The sequence below is a fragment of the Pseudomonas fluorescens genome (genome assembly GCF_900215245.1).
GTDB classification, from domain to species: Bacteria; Pseudomonadota; Gammaproteobacteria; order Pseudomonadales; family Pseudomonadaceae; genus Aquipseudomonas; species Aquipseudomonas fluorescens.
In genome coordinates, this window is the sequence record NZ_LT907842.1 from 4,877,633 (window position 1) to 4,903,013 (window position 25,381).

Sequence of the window (25,381 nt, forward strand, 5' to 3'; positions counted from 1 at the left end):
ATGCAGTTCAGCGAATTATTGGCAGCGATTTCCACCCATGCGATCCGTCTGCAACTGGAAGAGGGCGACCTGATCATCCTGGGCGACGATGAGGCACTGGATGACGCGCTGTGGGACCAACTGATTGCCCACAAACCGCGCCTGCTTGAGTGGGTGGCCGAGCATGGCGGTGACTGGCTGAGCCCGGCGTACCGCATCACCCCGGACATGTTGCCGCTGGTCAACCTCGACCAAGCGGCCATCGACCGGATTGTCGCCGCCATCCCCGGTGGTGCGGCGAATGTGCAGGATATCTACCCGTTGGCGCCGCTCCAGGAGGGCATGCTCTACCATCATTTGTCGGCGCAACAGGGCGATCCCTACGTGCTGCACGCGCAGTTTGTGTTCGACAACCGCGCGCGTCTGGAGGGGTTTGCGCAAGCGCTGCAATGGGTCGTCGACCGCCACGATATCCTGCGCACCTCGATGGCCTGGGAGCGCCTCGATGAGCCGCTGCAAGTGGTGTGGCGCAAGGCAACCCTGGCGTGCGAACACGCCTCCTTGACCGGCGGCGACGTGTTGGCCCAACTGCTGGCGCGCTACGATGCACGCACTTACCGCATGGGCCTGGATCAGGCGCCGTTGCTGCGCCTGGTGTTTGCCGACGACCCGGCCAACCAGCGCGTGGTGGCGATGCTGCTGTTTCACCACACTATTCTCGACCACACTGCGCTCGACGTGGTGCGCCATGAAATCCAGTTGTACCTGGCCGGCCAGCAAGCCCAAGCCGCTGAACCGGTGGCGTTTCGCAGCTACATCGCCCACGTGCGGCACGCCGTCAGCGAGCAGGCGCATGAGGCGTTCTTCCGCGAGATGCTGGCGGATATCGAGGCGCCGACCTTGCCGTTCGGCCTGCAGGATGTGCGCGGCGATGGGCAGGGCATTGATGAAGCGCGCATTCCCGTAGACAGCAGCGTAAGCCGTCGCCTGCGCACCTTGGCGCGTCCGCTTGGGGTGAGCGTGGCGAGCATGATGCACGTGGCTATGGCGCGTGTATTGGGGGTGGTCTCCGGTCGCGAGTCGGTGGTGTTCGGCACGGTCATGCTCGGCCGCATGGGCGCGGGCGAGGGCAGTGAGCGCGCCTTGGGCATGTTTATCAACACCTTGCCACTGCGCGTGGATGTGGGCGCGCAGGCTGTGCGCGCCGAGGTCCAGGCCACCCATGCACGCCTTAGCGCCTTGCTCAATCACGAACACGCCTCCCTGGCACTGGCCCAGCGGTGCAGTGGGGTGGCGGCGCCTATGCCACTGTTCAGCGCGATGCTCAACTACCGCCACAGCGCCGCCACCGATATGGCCGCCGTGATTGAGGTTGCCGAAGGCATTCAGGTGCTGGGCGCCGAAGAGCGCACCAACTACCCGCTGACGGTCAACGTGGATGACCTGGGTGAAGACGTTGCGTTGACGGTAATGGTCGACGCCGCCATCGGTGCGCAACGCGTTGCCGGTTACCTGCATACCGCTTTGGAAAGCCTGGCCGATGCCCTGGAGCAGCGACCGGATCAGCCGCTGAGCGGCCTGAATATTCTCCCCGATGCCGAGCGTCACCACCTGCTGCACAGCCTCAACCAAAGCCCCGCGCACTACACCGACACCGCCCTGATCCACCAGCAAGTCGAAGCCCACGCCGCCGCCCAACCCGACGCCATTGCCGTGCGCTTTGAACACCTGCGCCTCACCTATCGCCAACTCAACGAACGCGCCAATCAGCTCGCCCACCGCCTGCTGGCCCAAGGCATACGCGCGGATGATCGAGTGGCGATCTGCGTGGAGCGCGGCCCGGAAATGATCATCGGCCTGCTGGGCATCCTCAAGGCCGGTGCCGGCTATGTCCCCATCGACCCGGCTTACCCGCTGGAGCGCATCGCCTACACCCTGGCTGACAGCGAACCCTCGGCGGTGCTGGTGCACGCCAACACTCGCCATCTGGTCGGCGACCGCATGGCGATTGATCTCGACAGCGTGCGCGGTGAGTCCATCGTCAACCCGCGGGTCAACCTCAGCCCGGCCAGCCTCGCCTATGTGATCTACACCTCAGGTTCCACCGGCCTGCCCAAAGGCGTAATGATCGAGCATCGCCAGGTGGCGCGGCTGTTCACGGCCACCGAGCAGTGGTTCGGCTTCAACCCCAACGATGTGTGGGCACTGTTTCATTCCTTTGCGTTCGACTTCTCCGTGTGGGAAATCTGGGGCGCGCTGATGCACGGTGGCCAGCTGTTGATCGTGCCGCAACTGGTCAGCCGCTCGCCGGATGAGTGCTACACGCTGCTCTGCGAAGCCGGCGTGAGCATACTCAACCAGACGCCGAGTGCCTTCCGGCAACTGATCGCCGCACAGGGCAGCAACCCGCAGTCGCATTCCTTTCGCCAGGTGATTTTCGGCGGCGAAGCGCTGGAGCCCGGCATGCTCAAACCGTGGTACAGCCGCGCGATCAACGCCGGAACGCAATTGGTCAATATGTACGGCATCACCGAAACCACGGTGCACGTCACTTATCGCGCGCTGGAAGCGGCGGATGCGCAGTTGGTCGGCGTGAGCCCGATTGGCGTGCGTATTCCCGACCTGCAGCTCTACGTGTTGGACGAGCAGCGCGAGCCGCTGCCGTTTGGCGTGGTTGGCGAGTTGTACGTCGGCGGCGCCGGTGTGGCGCGCGGTTACCTCAACCGTGATGCGCTCAACGCCGAACGCTTCCTGGCCGACCCGGCCACCGGCCTGCGCATGTACAAGACCGGCGACCTCGGCCGCCTGCTGGCCGATGGCAGCGTCGAGTACCTGGGTCGCAACGATGACCAGGTGAAGATTCGCGGTTTTCGTATCGAACTGGGTGAAATCGAAGCACGCCTGGCCACCGCCAACGGCGTGCGTGACGCCGTGGTGATCGCCCGTGAGGACGAGCCGGGTAACAAACGCCTGGTCGCCTATGTGATTGGCGAGCCCGACGTCAGCGCCGCCGCACTGCGCGACCACCTGCTGCTGAGCCTGGCCGAATACATGGTGCCCAGCGCCTTCGTGCTGTTGGATAAGTTGCCGTTGACCACCAACGGCAAGCTCGACCGCAAGGCCTTACCGGCACCGGATGCCGATGCCCTCGCGCGGCGTGACTATGCCGCCCCGCAAGGCGCGATTGAAACCGCCATCGCCGGTATCTGGCAGCAGCTGTTGAAGCTCGACAAGGTGGGCCGCGACGACAACTTCTTTGAACTCGGCGGCCACTCCCTGCTGGCGGTCAAGTTGATCGAACGCATGCGCCAGATGGACTTGAGCGCTGATGTGCGCGTGCTGTTCGGTCAACCCACGCTGTCTGCCCTGGCGGCTGCGGTGGGTGGGCAGCGGGACGTACAGGTGCCGGTCAACCTGATCGAGCCCGCCAGCGAACACATCACCCCTGACATGCTGCCCTTGGTGGCGCTGGACCAGGCCGGCATCGACCATATCCTGCGCACCGTGCCCGGCGGTATCGCCAACGTGCAGGACATCTACGGCCTGGCGCCGTTGCAGGCCGGTATTCTTTATCACCACCTGGCAACCACCGAGGGCGATCCCTATGTGTTGCAGGTGCAGTTCAGCTTTGCCGACCAAACAGCGCTGGATGCGTTTGTCGGTGCATTGCACAGCGTCATAGCCCGCAACGACATCCTGCGCACCAGCCTGCTCTGGGAAGGCCTGGATGAACCGGTACAAGTGGTCTTGCGCCAGGCGCCGCTGGCGGTTGAGCGCATCGACGTGCAGGGGGGTGATGCCCTGGCGCAGCTGCAACAACGCTTCGACCCACGCCACTATCGCCTCGACCTGTCCCGCGCCTCGTTGATGCACTTTGGATACGCCCCGCAGCAGGACGGCTTCGTCGGCATCCTGCTGCTGCACCATATCCTGATCGATCACACCGCCCTGCACGTGTTGGTGGAGGAAATGAGCGCAAGCCTGGCCGGTCGCAGCGCGCAACTGCCGGACGCGGTGCAGTACCGCAACTACGTGGCCCAGGCGCGATTGGGGGTGACTCAGGCGCAACATGAAGCCTTCTTCAGCGACATGCTCGGCGATATCGACGAGCCGACGCTGGCGTTCGGGTTGCAGGATGTCAATGGCGACGGCAGCGGTATTGTCGACGCTCACCTGCCACTGGACCCGGCCCTCAGCCAAGGCCTGCGCGAACAGGCGCGGCAACTGGGCGTCAGCACTGCCAGTTTGGTGCACCTGGCCTGGGCCCAGGTCTTGGCGCAAGTTTCCGGCCAGCAAGACGTGGTATTCGGCACCGTGCTGCTCGGCCGTATGCAAGGCGGCGAGGGCGCCGACCGGGCGCTGGGGATGTTCATCAACACCTTGCCGCTGCGGGTCAGCCTCGGCTCGACCAGTGTGCAAGCCGGCGTACGCGCCACCCACGCGCGCCTCGCGCAGTTGCTGGGGCACGAGCACGCCTCGCTGTCACTGGCCCAGCGGTGCAGTGGCGTGCCGGGTTCGCTGCCGTTGTTCAGCACGCTGCTCAACTACCGCCACAGCGCAGCCGGGGACGCGCCGGGAGCCAGTCCGTTCGCCACCTCCGGGATCGACATTCTCAGTTCCGAAGAGCGCAGCAATTACCCGCTGGTGCTGAACGTCGATGACCTCGGCACGGGGTTTGCGCTCACCGTACAAGGCGTGGCCACGCTGGATGTGCAGCGCGTGGGCGACTCTATGCGCACCGCGTTGGCCCACCTGGTCACCGCGCTGCAACAAGCGCCGACCACGCCCCTGCACGCGGTGTCGATTTTGCCCGCAACCGAACGCCACCAGGTGCTGGTGGGTTTCAATGCCACCGCCCGCGAATACCCGGCGCAGTTCACCGTGCACCAGTTGTTCGAAGCCCAGGCGCTGGCCCGTCCCGAAGCCGTGGCGGCGATGCATGGCGCGTTGTCATTGAGTTATCGCGACCTCAACCGCCGGGCCAATCGCCTGGCCCATCACCTGATCAACCAAGGTGTGCAACCGGGCGAAAGTGTTGCGATTGCGCTGCCACGTTCGCTGGATTTGCTGGTTTGCCAGCTGGCGATCCTCAAGTGCGCGGCGGTGTATGTGCCGCTGGATGTCAACGCCCCGGCCGAGCGCCAGGCCTTCATGGTGCAGGACAGCGGTGCGCGCCACGTGTTGACGGCCCTGGCCGACCTGAACCTGGATGCGCTGTCACCGCGCAATCCCGACCTGGTCCAGTCGTCCGACAGCGTGGCGTACATCATGTACACCTCCGGCTCCACCGGCGCGCCGAAAGGCGTGCAAGTGCCGCACCGCGCGGTCTCGCGCCTGGTGCTCAACAACGGCTACGCCGATTTCAATGAGCGTGACCGTGTGGCCTTCGCGTCCAACCCGGCCTTTGACGCCAGCACCCTCGACGTGTGGGCGCCGTTGCTCAATGGCGGTTGCGTGGTGGTGGTCGAGCATGCGGTGCTGCTGTCCCAGGCGGCCTTTGCTTCGCTGTTGCAGGAGCAAGCGGTCAGCGTGCTGTGGATGACCGCAGGCTTGTTCCATCAATACGCAGATGCATTGCTGCCGGTGTTCCGTCAGTTGCGCTACCTGATTGTCGGCGGCGATGTGCTTGACCCGCTGGTGATCGGCCGCGTGCTCAACCACGGTAAGCCCCAGCACCTGTTGAACGGCTACGGCCCGACCGAAGCCACCACGTTCTCCACCACGTTTGAAATCAGCGCGGCGTGCGCGGGCGGCGTGCCGATTGGGCGGCCGATTGCGAATGCGCAGGCCTACGTGCTGGATGCGCGCCAGCAGCCGCTGCCGCTGGGCGTGGTCGGCGAGCTGTATATCGGCGGTGCGGGCGTGGCCAACGGCTACTTGAATCAGCCGCAACTGACCGCCGAAAAGTTTATCCCGAACCCCTTTGGTGAAGGCCAGCTTTACCGCACCGGCGACCTGGCCTGTTGGCAGGCCGACGGTAATTTGCTGTACCAGGGGCGCAATGACCTGCAAGTGAAGATCCGCGGTTTCCGCATCGAGCCCGGTGAAATCGAGAGCTGCCTGGCCGCGTTCCCCGGTGTCAAGGATGCGGTGGTCATGGCCCGCGAAGACGAGCCTGGCGATAAACGCCTGGTGGCCTACTACACCGCCCAGGCCGCGTTGGAAATCGAAGCGCTGCGTGCCCACGTGCAAGGCCTGTTGCCGGATTACATGGTGCCGTCGGCCTATGTCTGGCTGGAACTGTTGCCGCTGACCGCCAACGGCAAACTCGACCGCAAGGGCTTGCCGGTGCCGGGGCCGAGTGCGTTGCTCAGCCGTGGCTATGAGGCGCCGGAAGGCGCGGTGGAAACCCTGCTGGCGCAGATCTGGCAGGACGTGCTCAAGCTGGAACGCGTCGGGCGGCATGACCATTTCTTCGAGCTGGGTGGGCATTCGTTGCTTGCGGTCAGCCTGATCGAACGCATGCGCCAGGTGGGTTTGAGTGCCGATGTGCGTGTGCTGTTCAGCCAACCGAGCCTTGCCGCATTGGCGGCGGCGGTCGGCAGCGGGCGCGAGATTGTGGTGCCGGCCAACCGCATTCCACCGGGCTGCACGCGTATCACCCCGGCGATGTTGACGCTGCTGGACATTGATCAAAGCGCCATCGAGCGCATCGTCGCCACAGTCCCTGGCGGCGCGGCCAATGTGCAGGATATCTACCCGCTGGCGCCATTGCAGGAAGGCATTCTCTATCACCATATCAGCGCCGAGCAGGGCGACCCGTACCTGCTGCAATCGCGCATGGCGTTTGACAGCCTTGAGCGCCTGCACGCCTTTATGGGCGCGCTGCAGCAGGTCGTGGCGCGTCACGACATCCTGCGCACCGGGGTGGTCTGGGAAGGCCTGGACAGCCCGGTGCAAGTGGTCTGGCGCGAAGCACCGTTGACGGTGCAGGCCGTCGCCCTGGACCCGGCCGACGGCGGCATCATTGAACAACTGCATGCGCGCTTTGACGCCCGCCATTACCGCCTGGACATCACCCAGGCGCCGCTGCTGCGCATGGTCTACGCCCAGGACCCGGCGAATGATCGGGTCGCCGCCATACTGTTGTTCCACCACTTGGCACTCGACCATACCGCCATGGAAGTGGTCGGCCAGGAGATGCGCGCGTTTCTGTTCAACCAGGCGCATGCCTTGCCGGTGGCTGCACCGTTTCGCAACTACGTAGCCCAGGCACGCCTGGGAGTCAGCGTGGCCGAGCATGAGCAGTTCTTCCGCGACATGCTCGCGGATGTCGATGAACCAACCTTGCCGTTTGGCGTGCAGGATGTGCAGGGCGACGGCCGGGATATCGAAGAGGCCGAGCAGCCCCTGGACGCGGCGCTGGCGTTGAGGGTGCGTGAGCAGGCGCGTGTGGCGGGCGTCAGCGCGGCCAGCCTGATGCACCTTGCCTGGGCGCACGTGCTGGGGTGGCTGTCGGGGCGTGACGACGTGGTGTTCGGCACCGTCTTGATGGGCCGACTGCAGGCCGGCGATGGCGCGGACCGCGCGTTGGGCATGTTCATCAACACCTTGCCGCTGCGGGTGGATGTGGCTGGCGGCGCCGCGAGCGCGCTCAAGGCAACCCATTCACGCTTGAGTGGGTTGTTGGCGCATGAACATGCGTCCCTGGCGCTGGCTCAGCGTTGCAGCGGCGTCCCGGCCGCCGTGCCGCTGTTCAGCGCCTTGCTCAACTACCGGCATAGCAGCCCCGGCGAGATGGCCCGCGACGGCCACGGCATTTGGGCAGGCGTGCAACTGTTGGGCGGCGAAGAGCGCAGTAACTACCCGCTGACCCTCAGCGTCGACGATCTCGGTGCAGGCTTTGGCTTGACCGTGCTGGCCTTGCCGCAGATCGGCGCCCAGCGCCTGTGTGGTTACATGCATAACGCCGTGGAGCAGTTGGTCACGACACTGGAGCAGGCACCGAACACCGCACTGCATCAGTTGCCGATGCTGCCGCCGGCAGAACGTGAAACCCTGCTGCGTGAGTTCAACGCAACCGCCGCCGATTTCCCGACGGGGCAGACCGTCCAGGGCGCTTTTGAAGCCCAGGTCGAACGTCAGCCCCACGCGATTGCCGTGCAACAGGACGGCGAATCCCTGACCTATCAACAGCTCAACCAGCGCGCCAACCAGTTGGCCCATCACCTGCTGGCGCTGGGCGTACAGCCGGATGATCGGGTGGCGATCTGCTGCCGCCGTGGCCCGCAGATGTTGGTCGGGCTGCTGGGCATTCTTAAAGCCGGCGCCGGGTATGTGCCCATCGACCCGGCGTACCCCGCCGAGCGTATCGCTTACCTGTTGCAGGACAGCGCGCCGGTGGCGGTGCTGGCCGAAGCCGGCACCCGTGATCTGTTGGGCGCGGTCGCCACCGTGGACCTGCTGGACGACAGTCGGCAACACCTTGCCGTGAGCAATCCTCAGCTCGCCGGCCTGACTGCGGCCCATTTGGCCTACGTGATCTACACCTCGGGCTCCACCGGCCAACCCAAAGGCGTGATGGTCGAACACCGCACCGTGGAAAACCTGGTGCACTGGCATTGCGAAGCTTTTGGCCTGGATGCGCGCAGCCACACCAGCAGCGTCGCCGGTGCAGGGTTCGACGCCATGGCCTGGGAGGTGTGGCCCGCGCTGTGTTCGGGGGCAACGCTGCACGTGCCGCCGGCCAACGTCGGTAATGAAAACATCGACGAGTTGCTCGCCTGGTGGCTGGCGCAGCCGCTGGACGTGAGCTTCCTGCCGACGCCGGTGGCCGAGTACGCGTTCAGCCAGAACCTGCAACACCCGACCCTGCGCATCCTGCTGATCGGCGGCGACCGTCTGCGCCAGTTCACTCAGGAGCGGCGTTTTGCCGTGATCAACAATTACGGGCCGACCGAAGCCACGGTGGTCGCCACCTCTGGCCGCGTGCGCGCCGGGCAGGCGCTGCATATCGGCCGGCCGGTCGCCAATGCCAGTGCGTACGTGCTTGATGCACACCAGCGTCTGGTGCCGGTGGGCGTGGCCGGTGAACTGTATGTGGGCGGCGGCGGCGTGGCGCGAGGCTATTTGCACCGCCCGGACTTGAGCGCCGAACGCTTCCTGCAAGACCCGTTCAACGAAGGGCGCATGTACCGCACCGGCGACCTGGTGCGCTGGTTGCCCGATGGCAATCTCGAGTACCTGGGCCGTAATGATGACCAGGTCAAAGTGCGCGGCGTGCGAGTCGAACTCGGCGAAATCGAAAGCCGCCTGGCGGCGCTGGACAGTATCGGCGAAGCCGTGGTGTTGGTGCGCGAGGGCCGTCTGATCGCCTGGTTCACCGAACACTACCCGCTGGAGATTGACACCCTGCGCGCACAACTGCGCGAGCAGCTCCCCGACGCGCTGGTGCCGGCCGCCTACGTCAAGCTCGACGCGCTGCCCCTGACTGCCAACGGCAAACTGGACCGCCAGGCGCTGCCGCAGCCCGATCAAGCGTCGTTGCTGAGCCGCGACTATGAGGCACCTCAAGGTGAGGTGGAAACCACCCTGGCGCGTATCTGGGCCGAGGTGTTGCAGGTCGAGCAAGTCGGCCGTCACGACCACTTCTTCGAACTGGGTGGCCACTCGCTGCTGGCCGTCAGCCTGATCGAACGCATGCGCCAGGTCGGCCTCAGCGCCGATGTGCGTGTGCTGTTCAGCCAGCCAACGCTCGCGGCCCTGGCCGCCGCCGTAGGCAGTGGTCGCGAAGTGCAGGTGCCGGCCAACCGCATCAGCGTTGATTGCCAGCGCATCACCCCGGACATGCTGACGCTGGTGACACTCGACCAATCGACGATTGATCAGGTGGTCGCCCGCGTCCCCGGCGGCGCCGCCAACGTACAAGACATTTACCCGTTGGCGCCATTGCAGGAAGGCATTCTTTATCACTACATCACCGCCGAGCAGGGCGACCCGTACCTGCTGCAATCGCACCTGGCCTTCGACAGTGTGGAGCGCCTGCATGCCTTTGCCCAGGCGCTGCAACACGTCATCAACCGGCATGACATCCTGCGCACCGGTGTGGTGTGGGAGGGGTTGGTGCAACCGCTGCAAGTGGTGTGGCGCAAAGCCGAGCTGAGCATGCAGGCCGTGCACCTGCAAGGCGATGTACTGGCCGGTCTGCACGAGCGTTTCGATGCGCGGCGCTACCGCGTGGATATCAGCCAGGCGCCCCTGATCCGCCTGATTTACGCCAACGACCCGGCCAACGCGCGTGTCGTGGTGGTGCTGCTCTATCACCATATCGCCCTCGACCACACCGCCTTCGACGTGGTGCTGCGCGAAATGCAGGGCTATCTGCTCGGCCACCCGGCCCCCACGGCGGCGCCGATGCCGTACCGCAACTATGTGGCCCAGGCGCGTTTGGGCGTGAGCGAACAGGAACACGAACGCTTCTTTCGCGAAATGCTCGGTGATGTGGACGAACCGACCTTGCCGTTCGGCTTGCAGGATGTGCGCGGCGACGGCAGCGCCATCGAAGAACATTGCCTGCGCCTGGACAGCGCCCTCAACCGTCGCCTGCGCGCCCAGGCCCGGTTGCTCGGCGTGAGCACCGCGAGCCTGTTCCACCTGGCCTGGGGCCAAGTGCTGGCGGCGACGTCGGGGCGTCACAGCGTGGTGTTCGGCACGGTGCTGGTGGGCCGCATGCAAGGCGGCGAGGGCGCTGACCGGGCGCTGGGGGTATTTATCAATACCTTGCCGCTTCGCCTGGAAATCGACGCGCAAGGTGCACGCGCCGCGGTGCGTGCGACCCACGCCCGGCTCACCGCGTTGCTGGGGCATGAGCACGCGTCGCTGGCGTTGGCTCAGCGCTGCAGCGGGGTGACGGCACCGGCGCCGCTGTTCAGCTCGATGCTCAACTATCGCCATCGCGGCGCCGCGACTCAATCGGCAGACGCGCAACAGGCCTGGGAAGGCATGCAAACCCTGGTCAACGACGGGCGCACCAACTACCCGCTGACGTTGAACGTGGATGACCTGGGCGATGGCTACGAGGTCACCGCCCTGGCGCAAATCGACGCGCAACGGGTGTGTGGCTATATGCAAACAGCCTTGGCCGGGCTGGTCGATGCCCTGGAGCACGCACCGCATCAGGCGCTCAATCGCTTGCCGATCCTAGGCCATGACGAGCGGCACACACTGCTGGTGGAGTTCAACTCAACGCAGGTGCACTACAACCTCGACCAGACCCTGCACGGCCTGTTCGAAGCCCAGGTCGAGCGCACGCCGGATGCCATCGCGGTCAAAGCCGGCGACCTGCAGCTGACCTATCAGGCACTCAACGAACGCGCCAATCGCCTCGCCCATCACCTGCGTGAACGCGGCGTACAGCCGGATTCGCGTGTGGGTATCTGCGTCGAGCGTGGCCTGGACATGGTCATCGGCCTGTTGGCCATCCTCAAGGCCGGTGGCGGTTATGTACCCCTCGACCCGGCGTACCCACGCGAGCGTATTGCCTACATGCTGCAAGACAGCGCGCCCGTGGTGGTGCTGGCGCAGGGCGCCACCGTTGAGTTGCTCGGCGATGTGCCGGTGCTCGATCTGGACCACGACACCTGGCAACACCAGCCTGCTGCCAACCCTCAAGTGCCGGGGCTCACCGCCCAGCATCAGGCCTACGTGATCTATACCTCCGGTTCCACCGGCCAGCCCAAGGGCGTGATCAACGAGCACGCCGGCGTCGTCAACCGCCTGCTGTGGATGCAGGACGCGTACGGCCTCAAAGCCCATGACACGGTGCTGCAGAAAACCCCGTTCAGCTTTGACGTGTCGGTGTGGGAGTTCTTCTGGCCGCTGTTGACTGGCGCACGCCTGGTGATGGCGCGCCCGGGCGGCCACAAGGAACCGGCGTACCTGTGCGAAGTGATCGAAGCGGAGCACATCACCACGCTGCACTTTGTGCCATCGATGCTCGAGGTGTTCCTGGCCCACGGCGATGTCAGCCAGGCCGCCGGGCTGGTGCGCGTGATGTGCAGCGGCGAAGCCTTGCCGGGCAGCCTGGTGCGGCGCTTCAAGCAGCAATTACCGGAGATCGGCCTGTACAACCTGTATGGCCCGACCGAAGCGGCCGTGGATGTGACGGCCTGGAACTGTGCACGCCCCGATGTGCCGGACAACACGCCGATCGGCAAGCCGATTGCCAACACGCGCATGTACCTGCTGGATGCGCAGTTGCAGCCGGTGCCGTTGGGTGTGGTCGGCGAGCTGTTCATTGGCGGCGTGCAAGTGGCGCGCGGCTACTTGAATCGGCCTGAGCTGACCGCCGAACGCTTCCTCAAGGACCCGTTCACAGGTGGCCGTATGTACCGCACCGGTGACGTCGGGCGCTACCTGCCCGATGGCAATCTCGAGTACCTGGGCCGCAACGATGACCAGGTGAAGATCCGTGGTTTGCGCATCGAACTGGGCGAAATCCAGGCGCGGCTGCTGGAGCATCCGCAGGTTAACGAGGCCGCCGTGGTGGCCCGTGACGATCGCCTGGTGGCTTATTACACCGGTGCGCCGGCCGACATCGAACACCTGCGCGCCCACCTGTTGCAGCACCTGCCGGACTTTATGGTGCCTGCGTTGTTCGTGCAGCTTGACGCGCTGCCCCTGAGCCCCAACGGCAAGCTCGACCGCAAGGCCCTGCCTGCGCCAGGTATGGACGCGCTGAGGGTGCGCGAGTACGCGGCGCCGCAAGGTGACACCGAGATCCTTCTCGCGCAGCTCTGGGCGGAACTGCTCAAAGTGGAGCGGGTAGGGCGCCATGACAACTTCTTTGAACTGGGCGGGCATTCGCTGCTCGCCGTGAGCTTGATCGGACGCCTGCGCCAGGAAGGCATGGAAGCCGATGTGCGGGCGTTGTTTGAACAGCCGACCCTGGCCGGCTACGCCGCCATAACCGAACGAATGGAGATCGTCCTGTGAGTATTCTTGAGCTATTGGCGACGCTGAAAACCAAGGACATCCAACTGGCGCTCAAGGGCGAGCAGTTGTCGGTGCAAGGCAATAAACAAGCGTTGAGCGACCCGGCGATCCTTGCCGCGTTGCGCGAACACAAACCCGGGCTTATCGCGTTGATCCAGGCCGGGGAGTATTCGGCGAGCAAGGCCGGTGAAGTCGAGGTGCCAGCCAATGCGATACCGGCCGGTGCCGAGCGCATCACGCCGGGCATGCTGACCTTGTCGACGCTGAGCCAGGACGAGATCGACCGTATCGTCTCGACCGTCGACGGCGGCGTGGCGAATATCCAGGATATCTACCCGCTGGCGCCCTTGCAGGAAGGCATTCTGTTCCACCACGTCAGCGCCGAACAGGGTGACCCGTATGTGATGCAGTCGCAGTTCGCGTTTGACAACCTGGCGCGCTTCGAGGCATTTGCCCAGGCCTTGCAAACCGTGATGGACCGCCATGACATCCTGCGCACAGGCGTGGTCTGGGACGGCTTGCAGGAACCCTCGCAAGTGGTCTGGCGCCAGGCGCGCCTGCCGGTGCAGGCCCTTCAGCTCGACCCGGCGTGCGGCGACATCGCCGCGCAATTGCACGCGCTGTTCGACGCCCGCCACTATCGCCTCGACGTCACGCAGGCGCCGCTGCTGCGCCTGGTACGTGCCGACGACCCGCTGAATCAGCGGATCGTCGCGACCCTGCTGTTCCACCATATGGCCCTCGACCACAGTGCCCTTGAAGTGGTGTGCCACGAACTGCAGGCGTGCCTGTTGGGGCAGGGCGCAGCGCTGGGCCGGCCCGTGCCGTTTCGCAACTATGTGGCCCAGGCGCGGCTGGGCATCAGCGAGCAGGAACATGAACAGTTCTTTCGCCAGATGCTCGGCGATATCAGCGAGCCGACGTTGCCGTTTGGGTTGCAGGATGTGCAGGGCGATGCCCGCGGCATCGCTGAAGTCAGCCTGCCATTGGCGCCGGCGTTGGCGCAGCGCTTGCGCGCGCAAGCCCGGCAACTCGGTGTGAGTGCCGCCAGCCTGTTCCACCTGGGCTGGGCCCAGGTGTTGGGGGTGTTGGCGGGCAAAGAACAGGTGGTATTCGGCACCGTCCTGATGGGCCGCATGCAAGGCAGTCATGACACCGATCGGGCGCTGGGGATTTTCATCAACACGCTGCCGTTTCGCGTGGACGTGGGCAGCCAGGACGTGCGCACCGGGGTCAAGGCCACCCATGCACGGCTGACCACCTTGCTGCGCCATGAGCACGCCGCCTTGGCGCTGGCCCAGCGTTGCAGCGGCGTGGCGGCGCCGACGCCGCTGTTCAGTGCGCTGCTCAATTACCGTCACAGTGCGCCGGCGGCCGATAACGCGGCGGCGTCGGCCTGGCAAGGGATCGTCGCGCTCAGCGCCGAAGAACGCACCAACTACCCGCTGACCTTGAGTGTGGATGACCTCGGTGACGGCTTTGGCTTGAGCCTGCTTGCCAGCACCTTGGTCGACCCGCAGCGCGTCTGCGCCTACCTGGAAACCGCCCTGGACAACCTGGTGACCGCGCTGGAGCAAGCGCCGCAGACGGCCCTTCACCATGTGTCGGTGGTGCCTGCCGCCGAGCGACAACAACTGCTGGAGCAGTTCAACGCCACTCAGGCGCATTTCCCGCAGGGCACCACGTTGCATGCGCGCATCGAAGCCCAGGCCGCGCGCACACCCGAGGCCATCGCCGCGGTGCACCAGGGCCGCCAACTGAGCTACGCCGAGCTGAACCAGCAAGCCAACCTGCTGGCCCATCACCTGCTGGCGTTGGGCGTCAAACCGGATGACCGCGTGGCCATCGTCGCCCGTCGTGGCCTGGATACCCTGGCCGGGTTGCTGGCGATCCTCAAGGCCGGAGCCTGTTATGTGCCGGTCGACCCGTCCCACCCGGCCGAGCGCCTGAATTATCTGCTGACCGACAGTGCGCCGGTGGCGGTGTTGACCCAGCACGCTCTGCTGGAGCGCCTGCCTGCCCTTGATGTGCCGGTGATCAACCTGGATCGCTTCACCTGGCAGCACCATTCGGCGAGTAACCCCAAGGCCGCCGCGACCGCGTCGAACCTCGCCTATGTGATCTACACCTCCGGCTCCACCGGCCTGCCCAAAGGCGTGATGGTCGAACACCACACGGTGGCCAATCTGGTGGACTGGCACTGCCGTGCCTTTGACCTGTGTGCCGGGCGCCACACCGCCAGCGTCGCCGGTTTCGGCTTTGATGCGATGGCCTGGGAAGTGTGGCCGGCGCTGTGTGTCGGCGCGACCTTGCACCTGCCGCCCGCCGATGAAGGGGCGCAAGACGTCGACGCCTTGCTGGCCTGGTGGTGCGCGCAGCCGCTGGACGTGTGCTTCCTGCCCACGCCGGTGGCCGAGTACGCGTTCAGCCAACAGATCGAACACCCCACGCTGCGCACCTTGCTGATCGGCGGCGATCGCCTGCGCCAGTTCGCGCGTGCCCAGCGTTTCGAGTTGATCAACAACTACGGCCCCACGGAGGCCACGGTGGTTGCCACTTCCGGCAAGGTCGAGGCCGGGCAGCCGTTGCATATCGGTAAACCTGTCGCCAATGCCACGGTGTACGTGCTGGATGAACAACAACGGCCGGTGCCATTGGGGGTGGCCGGTGAGTTGTATGTGGGCGGCAAGGGCGTGGCGCGCGGTTATTTGAATCGCCCGGAACTGACCGCCGAACGTTTCCTGCAGGACCCGTTCAACCCCGGCCGCATGTACCGCACGGGTGACCTTGCGCGCTGGTTGCCGGACGGCACTCTCGAGTACCTGGGGCGCAATGATGACCAGGTGAAAATCCGCGGCGTGCGCATTGAGTTGGGCGAGATCGAAACCCAGCTCAACCAGTTGCCGGGGATTCAGGAGGCCGTGGTGCTGGTCCGTGAGGATCGCCTGGTGGCTTACTTCACTGAACATGCGCAGCTCGACCCGTTGGCCGTCGGTGATATCCGCGCCCATCTGGTGGCGCACCTGCCCGACTATATGGTGCCGGTTGCCTATGTGAAGCTTGACGCGCTGCCCCTGACCGCCAACGGCAAACTCGACCGCAACGCCCTGCCGGCGCCGGATAGGGCCGCCGTGTTTACCCGCGAATACGAGTCACCCGAGGGCGAAATCGAAAGCGTGCTCGCCCAGATCTGGGCCGATGTGCTGCACGTAGAACGTGTCGGGCGCCGCGATCACTTCTTTGAACTGGGCGGGCACTCGCTGCTGGCGATGCGCATGGTGTCGCAGGTGCGCCAGCGCCTCGGGGTTGAACTGAACCTCGGCGACCTGTTTGCCAATGCCGAACTGGCGGCGGTCGCCGAGGTGCTGGCCCGCTCGGGGCGCAGCACGTTGCCGGACATCCTCCCGGCCAACCGTGACGAACCTGTGCCGTTGTCCTTCGCCCAGCAGCGCCTGTGGTTCCTGGCGCTGATGGAAGGTGCCAACACGGCCTACAACATCCCTATCGGCTTGCGTTTGCGCGGGCAGTTGCATGTCGAGGCCTTGCAACGGGCGCTGGCGCGTATCGTTGCGCGCCACGAAACCCTGCGCAGTCGTTTTGCCCAGCAAGGCGATGACGCCCACGTGCTGATCATGCCTGCCGAAGACGTGCTGCCCCTGCAAGTGCAGGACCTGCGCCGTCACCCGCAACCCCAGCAGGCGTTGGATGCGTTGATCCACGGCGAGGCCTCGGCGCCGTTTGACCTGGAGCGCGGCCCGTTGCTGCGCGGGCGACTGGTGGTGATGGCGGACGAGCACCATGTGCTGTTGCTGACCCTGCACCATATCGTCTCCGATGGCTGGTCGATGGGCGTGCTGACCCGCGAACTGATGGCGCTGTATCAAGCCTTCAGCCACGGCCAGCCCGACCCGTTGCCGCCGTTACCAATTCAATACGGCGACTTTGCCGTGTGGCAGCGCTTGTGGCTCAGTGGTGAAGTGCTGCAGCGCCAGAGCCGTTATTGGCAGCAAGCCCTGGCCGGTGCGCCGGCCTTGCTCACGCTGCCCACCGACCGCCCGCGCCCGGCGCAGCAGGACTATGCCGGCAGCAGCGTCGCAGTGCGCCTGGATGAACGCCTCACCGCCGGGCTCAAGGCCTTGAGCCAACGGCACGGCACCACGCTGTACATGACCTTGATGAGTGCCTGGGCCTCGCTGTTGGCGCGGTTGTCCGGGCAACACGACGTGGTGATTGGCTCGCCGGTGGCCAACCGCAATCGCAGCGAAATCGAAGGGTTGATCGGCCTGTTCGTCAACACCCTGGCGGTGCGCATCGACACGTCGGGCGAATTGAGCACCGAGGCGTTGCTGGCGCGGGTCAAGGCGCTCACGCTGCACGCCCAGGCCCACCAGGACTTGCCGTTCGAGCAGGTGGTGGAAATCACCCGGCCGCTGCGCAGCCTGGCCCATAGCCCGGTGTTCCAGACGTTGCTGACCTGGCAGGACAGCAGCGCGCCGATCCTCGCGCTGGGTGATCTGGCCCTGGAAGGCATCGTCGAGAACAGCCACTTTGCCAAGTTCGACCTGTCGCTGAACCTCGGCGAAGTGCAGGGCAGCATTCTCGGTGCGCTGGAATATGCCGTGGCACTTTTTGATGAATCGACCGTGCAGCGTTATGCCGGCTACTTCACCCGCGTGCTGCAGGCCATGGTCGATAACGACCAGGCGGTGCTGGAGCATGTACCGCTGGTGGGTGAACGTGAGCGTCAGCAGCTGCTGTTCGATTTCAACGCCACCGCCGTCAGTTACAACCTTGAGCAGACCTTGCACGGGATGTTCGAGGCGCAGGTGGCGCGCACGCCGCATGCGGTGGCGGTCAAGGCGGGCGAGCAGCACCTGACCTATGCCGAGCTGAACGCGCAGGCTAATCAGTTGGCCCGTCACCTGCAGGCGCTGGGCGTACAGGCGGATTCGCGCGTGGCGATCTGCGTCGAGCGGGGCCTGGAGATGGTCATCGGCTTGTATGCGATTCTCAAGGCTGGCGCGGCGTATGTGCCGCTGGATCCGACCTATCCCCACGAACGCATTACCTACATGGTGCAGGACAGCGCGCCGGCAGTGGTGCTGGCCCAAGCGGCTACACGTGGCTTGTTGGGCGAGGTGGCAGTGGTCGATCTGCACCAGCCGACCTGGATGCATCAACCCGTCGACAACCTCGGCGTCCAGGGCGTGAGCGCCTATGTAATCTACACCTCCGGCTCCACCGGCCAGCCCAAAGGCGTGATCAACGACCATGCCGGTGTGGTCAATCGCCTGCTGTGGATGCAAGACGCTTATGGGCTTACGGCGCAGGACACCGTGCTGCAGAAAACCCCGTTCAGTTTTGACGTGTCGGTGTGGGAATTCTTCTGGCCGCTGTTTACCGGCGCACGGTTGGTAATGGCGCGCCCAGGCGGGCATAAAGACCCGGTGTACCTGTGCGAAGTGATTGCCACCGAACACATCACCACCGTGCATTTCGTCCCCTCAATGCTCGATGTGTTCCTCGCCCATGGCGATGTGACTCAGGCCGCCGGGCTGGTACGCGTGATGTGCAGCGGTGAAGCCTTGCCGGGCAGCCTGGTGCGCCGGTTTAAACAACAGCTTCCAGGCAGTGCGCTGCATAACCTGTATGGCCCGACCGAAGCCGCTGTCGATGTGACGGCGTGGAACTGCGCAGGCGCGGTGACGCCGGACAATACGCCGATCGGCAAACCCATCGCCAATACACGCATGTATGTGCTCGATAGTCAGTTGCAGCCGGTGCCGTTGGGCGTGGTGGGCGAGCTGTTCATCGGCGGCGTGCAAGTGGCGCGGGGCTATCTGAACCGGCCGGAGTTGACCGCCGAGCGTTTCCTCGACGACCCGTTCACCCACGGCCGGATGTACCGCACCGGTGACGTCGGGCGCTACCTGGTCGACGGCACTCTCGAGTACCTGGGGCGCAATGATGACCAGGTGAAGATCCGTGGTTTGCGTATTGAACTGGGCGAAATCCAGGCGCGACTGCTGGAACATCCGCAGGTCAACGAAGCGGCGGTGGTCGCCCGCGAAGAACGGCTGGTCACCTATTACACCGGCACTCACAGTGACATCGACGGCCTGCGCAGCCACCTGCTGCAGCACCTGCCTGAGTTCATGGTGCCGGCGATATTCGTGCACCTGGATGGGCTGCCGCTGAGCCCCAACGGCAAGCTCGACCGCAAGGCCTTGCCGGCGCCGGGCCTGGATTCCCGGGTGGTACGCGCATACGAGGCGCCTCAAGGTGATACCGAAATCGCCCTGGCCAGCCTGTGGGCCGAATTGCTCAATGTGGAGCGCGTGGGCCGTCACGACAACTTCTTTGAACTGGGCGGGCATTCATTGCTGGCGGTCAGCCTGATGGGCCGGATGCGCCGCCTCGGGTGGTCGGCGGATGTGAAAGTGCTGTTTGGTCAGCCGACACTGGCCGCCCTGGCGGCAGCGCTGGGCGGTGGTCGCGAAGTCGCGGTGCCGGCCAACCGCATTGCCGCTGATTGCACCCACATCACGCCGGACATGCTGGCGCTGATCCGGTTGGACCCGGCGGCCATCGAGCGCATTCTCGCCGGCATCCCCGGCGGTGCGGCGAATGTGCAGGACATCTACCCGCTGGCGCCCTTGCAGGTGGGCATTCTTTATCACCACCGCGCCGTGCTGGAGGGTGACGCTTATCTGCTGCAGGCGCAGTTCGCCTTTGACAACCTGCTGCGCCTGCAAGCCTTCACTCGGGCGTTGCAGGCGGTGATCCGGCGGCATGACATCCTGCGTTCATCCTTCCATTGGGACGGCCTGGAAGAGCCGGTGCAGGTGGTTTGGCGTGAAGCCTCGTTACGCGTCGAAACCGGCCCGTTGCCGCAACGCCTGGACCTCGCCCAAGCCCCGTTGATGCGCTTGGTGTATACGCAAGAGCCCCAGCGGGTGGTCGCCACGTTGCTGTTCCATCACTTAGTGATGGACCACCTTGCGCTGGAAATCCTGCAGCATGAAATGCAGGCATTTCTGTTGGGGCAAGAGGCCGAGCTGGGCACGCCGGTGCCGTATCGCAACTATGTCGCGCAGACCCGCCTGGGGGTTGATGATCACGAGGCGTTCTTTTGCGAGATGCTGGGTGAGATCGACGCACCCACCGAGGTCGAACACCTGGGCGCCGCTGAAAAAGCTCAGCGGGCGGTTGAGCCTCAGTTGAGCCAGCGCCTGCGTGCCCAGGCGCGCCAAGCGGGTGTCAGTGCCGCCAGCCTGCTGCATGTGGCCTGGGCCCATGTGTTGGGCAAAGTCAGCGGCCGCGAACAGGTGGTGTTCGGCACGGTGCTGCTCGGTCGCCTGCAAGGGGGCGAAGGCGCCGAACGGGCCATGGGGGTGTTTATCAACACCTTGCCGTTGCGGGTCGACCTGGGCCAACACTCGGTGCACACCACGCTGCGTGCAACCCATGCACGGCTGACTCAACTGCTCAGCCATGAACATGCGCCGCTGGCGCTGGCCCAACGTTGCAGCGCGGTGCCGGTGGCGACACCGTTGTTCAGCGTGCTGTTCAACTACCGTCACAGTGCGCCGCAAGCCGGTGGCGTGGCGGCGGCATGGCAGGGCATTCAGTTGCTCAAGGCCGAGGAACACACCAATTACGCGCTGTCGGTGAGCGTTGATGACCTGGGCGATGGCTTGCGCCTTGAAGCCATGGGGCCGGGGGCTCGACGTTTGTGTGACTACCTGCACGCGGCCCTTGAACAGGTGGTGGAGGCGCTGGAGCACAACCGTGAAGTCGCCATCGGCTGCCTGCCGATTCTGGCGGCCGCTGAACGCCAGCAGTTGGCGGACTTCAACGCCACGACCCGCGCGTTCCCCCGCGAACACACGGTGCAGCGCCTGTTCGAAGCCCAGGCCCAGGCCCGCCCGGATGCCTTGGCGGCGTTGCACGGCGAGCACCTCCTTGGGTACGGCGAACTGAATACGCGCGCCAACCGTCTGGCTCATCACTTACTGAGCCTGGGCGTGCGTCCTGCCGATAACGTGGCGATCCTGCTCCCGCGTTCGTTGGACCTGCTGGTCAGCCAGCTGGCGATCCTCAAATGCGCCGCCGCCTATGTGCCGCTGGACATCAACGCGCCCGCCGAGCGCCAGGGCTTTATGGTGCAGGACAGCGGCGCGAGCTGGGTGATTACCCGCAGCGATACCGCCATCGAGTACCCGGCGCGGCGCCTCGACCTGGACAGCCTGGCGCTTGACCCGCAACCGAGCCACAACCCGGACGTGTCGCAGTCCTCGGACAGCGTGGCGTACATCATGTACACCTCCGGCTCCACCGGCACGCCGAAGGGCGTGTTGGTGCCGCATCGCGGCATCACGCGCCTGGTGCTTAATAACGGCTACGCCGACTTCAATGCCGCCGACCGCGTGGCGTTTGCCTCCAACCCAGCGTTCGATGCGAGCACCATGGACGTGTGGGGCCCGCTGCTGAACGGCGGCCAGGTGCAGGTTGTCGACCACGCCATATTGCTCGACCCAGTGGCTTTCGGGCGGGCGTTGAGCGGGGCGACGGTGCTCTTCGTCACCACGGCGTTGTTCAACCAGTACGTGCAGATGATTCCCGAGGCCCTGGCCGGCTTGCGCATGCTGTTGTGCGGCGGCGAACGTGGCGACCCGGCGGCGTTCCGCAGCCTGCTGGCGCAGGCGCCCGCATTGCGCCTGGTGCATTGCTATGGGCCGACGGAAACCACCACTTACGCCAGCACCTATGAAGTGCGCGCGATCGCCGATGACGCCGACAGCGTGCCCGTGGGGCGGCCAATTTCCAACACGCAAATCCATGTGCTGGATGCGCAATTGCAGGCGGTGCCGCTGGGCGTGACCGGTGAGATTTGCATCGGTGGTGACGGCGTGGCCAAGGGGTATTTGAACCGGCCGGAGCTGACCGCGGAAAAGTTTGTCGACGACCCGTTCAACGCGGGGGCCTTGATGTACCGCACCGGCGACCTTGGCCGCTGGACGGCGGATGGCCTGCTGGAATGTATCGGGCGCAATGACCATCAGGTGAAAATCCGCGGCTTTCGCATCGAACTGGGTGAAATCGAAGCCCGCCTGGCGAGCTTTGCGGGCATCCAGGACGTGGTGGTCCTGGCGCGTGAGGACGTGCCGGGTGACAAGCGCCTGGTGGCGTATTTCACCTGGGCGGCCGCGCCCGTTGGCATCGACAGTGTGCGCGCGCACCTGCACGGGCAATTGCCGGAATACATGCTGCCGTCGGCCTATGTGCCACTGGCGCATTTGCCGCTGACGGCGAATGGCAAGGTCGATCGCAAAGCCTTGCCGCTGCCGGCCCTGGACGCCTTTACCGGCTGCGAGTTTGAAGCGCCTGCCGATGCGTTGGAAGACACCCTCGCACAGCGCTGGGCGGATGTCTTGAAGCTGGAGCAGGTCGGTCGACACGACAGCTTCTTCGAACTGGGCGGGCATTCATTGCTGGCCATTCGACTGGTCAACCTGCTGGATGAAGCCGGCCTGCAGGTGACTCTGGCCGAGTTGTTCCAGCACGCCAGTGTGGCCAGTGTGGCCGCCATGTTGCGCCAACGCACGGATGCACCGGTGCGTGACAGTGCATTGATAACGGTGCGCAGCAGCGGCTCGCAGCCGCCGCTGTTCCTGATCCATGAATTCAGCGGCATGGACGTGTACTTCCCGGCACTGGGCCAACACTTGCCCGGTGACTATCCGATCTATGGCCTGGCGGGTCTGGCGCTCGGTGAGGCGCACCTGAACACCATGGAAGGCCTGGCGGCCCGCCTGGTCGGCCTGATTCGCAGCGTTCAGCCACATGGGCCTTACCGTGTGGCGGGCTGGTCGTTCGGCGGCGTGCTGGCGTATGAGGTGGCGATGCAACTGCTGGGGCTGGATGAAGCGGTTGAGTTCCTCGGGTTGATCGACAGCTACGTGCCGCGCATGACCGACCAGGGCAAGGCGCGCTGGAGCGGGCCGGATGCCCTGAAGCGGCATTTGTTGTTGCAGTGCACTGCGTATTGGAAAGCACAGGGAGGTGTGGATGAGCTGGCGAGCCTTGAACAGTTGGAGGCGGGCATTGGACAGCTGGACTTTGCGGCTCTGCTGCAACGCTGTCGCGATGAAGGTCTGCTATACGCGCAAATGGCAGCGGCTACGGACGCGGACCTCTTGAGCTTTATCGAGCGGGAAGTGGGGCATGGGCACGCGCTGGCGCATTACAGCGTGTTTGCGTTGCCGGTTCCGGTGCATTTGTTTAGCGCCATGGAGCGGCCGACCGAGTTGTCGCGGCGCAGTGTTTCGCTGGGCTGGGAGGCGGCGTTGGCACCTGGGCAATTGCGCCAGATAGACGTGCCAGGTGACCACCAAAGCATGATGCAGGCGCCGCATATTCAGGCGTTGGGCCGTGCGATGAGCGAGGCGCTGGCCACAGGTTCGGCGGTGCAGCAAGGCGTGTATCAGCCGCTGTTGCGCATTCAGAGCGGGCGGGCGGGGTATGCGCCGGTGTTTTGTGTACCTGGGGCGGGGGATAGCGTCACCGGGTTTGTCGGTTTGAGTGAAGCGCTGGGGCGCGACTGGCCGCTGTTCGGCTTGCAGCCGCGTGGGTTGGATGGCGAGGCGGTGCCCCATAGCCAGGTGGAAGCGGCAGCCGCGTGTTATCTGACGGCGCTGGCGCAGGAGTGCCCGCGCGGGCCGGTGCATCTGGTCGGGCATTCGTTTGGCGGCTGGGTTGCGCTGGAGATGGCCGTGCGGTTGCAAGCGATGGGCCGAGAGGTGGCGTCGTTGACGGTGATCGACAGTGAGTCGCCGGGCGGCAATGGTGGGGTCGGGCGGCCCTATACGTCGACGGCGGCCTTGTTGCGGTTGATCGACGCCATGCAGCTGTCGGCCGGACAGTCTTTGGACATCGACCCCGTGGCGTTTGCCGGGCGTGATGAAGTGGCGCAGCGTGAGTGGCTGCATGCCGGGATGGTCGCGGTCGGTTTGTTGCCGGCGCGCGCCAGTGTGGACGCGATGGCGGGGCCCGCACGTACATATGCCGCAGCCTTGCGCACGGTGTATCGGCCGACCCAGCGCTACCACGGGGTGGTGCGATTGGTATTGGCGCAGGACCCGGCGCTGGATGCCGCGGGCAATCAACGGGAGCAGGGGTTAATGATCGACGGTTGGCAGCGTCAGGGCAGTGGCCTGGAGGTTTGGTATGGCGGCGGCAATCACTTCACATTGCTCAAGGCCCCGAATGTTCACGGGCTTGCGCGGTGGTGGCTGGACGGTGTGGTGATTGGGGAGGTGGTGTCGTGAAGTTTGGTAAAACAGGCGTGTTCCTGGCAGTCGCCATCGTGGCTGGCCTGGTCGTCTACGCGGTGCAAGCACCCGCTGACGCCCCGCAATACCTGACCGCTACGGCCGAACGCGGCGACATCGAAAACGCTGTATTGGCCACCGGCGTGCTGGAAGGCATCAAGCAAGTGGATGTCGGCGCCCAGGTTTCCGGCCAATTGAAATCCCTCAAAGTCAAAGTCGGCGACAAGGTGAAAAAGGGCCAATGGCTTGCCGAAATCGACCCGCTGATTCTGCAGAATACCCTGCGCAAAGCCCAGGTAGACGAGGAAAACCTCCAGGCCCAACGCCGTGCCACGGCCGCTCAACTCAAACAGGCCAAGGCGGTTTACGAACGCTATAAGGGCTTGCAGGTTGACGAGTCGGTCTCGCGCCAGGACTTCGAAGACGCCGAGTCGACGTTCCAGGTGCAGCAGGCCAACCTGTTGTCCCTGGACGCACAGATAAAAAGTGCGCATATCCAGATCGACACCGCCAAGGTCAACCTGGCCTACACTCGTATCGTCGCGCCCATCGATGGCGATGTGGTGGGGATCGTCACCCAGGAAGGCCAGACCGTGATCGCCAGCCAGCTGGCGCCGGTGCTGCTCAAGTTGGCAGACCTGGACACCATGACCGTCAAGGCTCAAGTGTCGGAGGCGGATGTGATCCATATCAGCCCCGGCCAGCAGGTGTATTTCACCATCCTGGGCGAGGCCGACAAGCGCTACTACGCCAAGCTGCGCGGCACTGAGCCGGCGCCGCAGAACTTCCTCGAAACCCAGACGGCGGGCACACCCAAGCAAAACACTGCGGTGTTCTACAACGCACTGTTCGACGTGCCCAACCCCGAACACCGCCTGCGCATCGCGATGACCGCGCAGGTACGCATCGTGCTCGACACTGCCCAGGCTGCATTGATGGTGCCGGTGGCGGCACTCGGGGCGCGCAACGCCGATGGCAGTTACCCGCTGCGCGTGCTGGACGCCAAGGGCAAGGCGGTGTCGCGCGACGTGAAGACCGGGATCAATAACAACGTCAAAGTACAGGTTCTGGAGGGCCTGGCCGAGGGCGATAACGTCGTGATCGGCGACGCCACACCTGCTGTGGCGGGGAACTGA

3 protein-coding genes are annotated in these 25,381 nt (G+C 65.0%); all 3 read left to right on the forward strand.

Annotation, left to right across the window (positions count from 1 at the left end):
- The 3 genes from CPH89_RS22835 to macA are packed head-to-tail and all read left to right on the forward strand — an operon-like array spanning position 1 to position 25,381.
- Positions 1-12,912: a non-ribosomal peptide synthetase gene (locus CPH89_RS22835; RefSeq protein WP_053256489.1), complete on the forward strand. Its 12,912-nt coding sequence runs from the start codon at positions 1-3 to the stop codon at positions 12,910-12,912.
- Positions 12,909-24,242: a non-ribosomal peptide synthetase gene (locus CPH89_RS22840; protein WP_053256488.1), complete on the forward strand. Its 11,334-nt coding sequence runs from the start codon at positions 12,909-12,911 to the stop codon at positions 24,240-24,242. The genes CPH89_RS22835 and CPH89_RS22840 overlap by 4 nt, the downstream gene beginning before the upstream one ends.
- Positions 24,239-25,381 (forward strand): macrolide transporter subunit MacA, encoded by a 1,143-nt coding sequence (macA, locus tag CPH89_RS22845; protein ID WP_211264820.1) that lies wholly within the window; start codon positions 24,239-24,241, stop codon positions 25,379-25,381. Before CPH89_RS22840 ends, macA begins: the two co-directional genes overlap by 4 nt.

Bases quoted from the DNA above. Each gene is read 5' to 3' on its own strand.
- CPH89_RS22835 (WP_053256489.1), top strand. From the start codon at position 1: ATGCAGTTCAGCGAATTATTGGCAGCGATTTCCACCCATGCGATCCGT.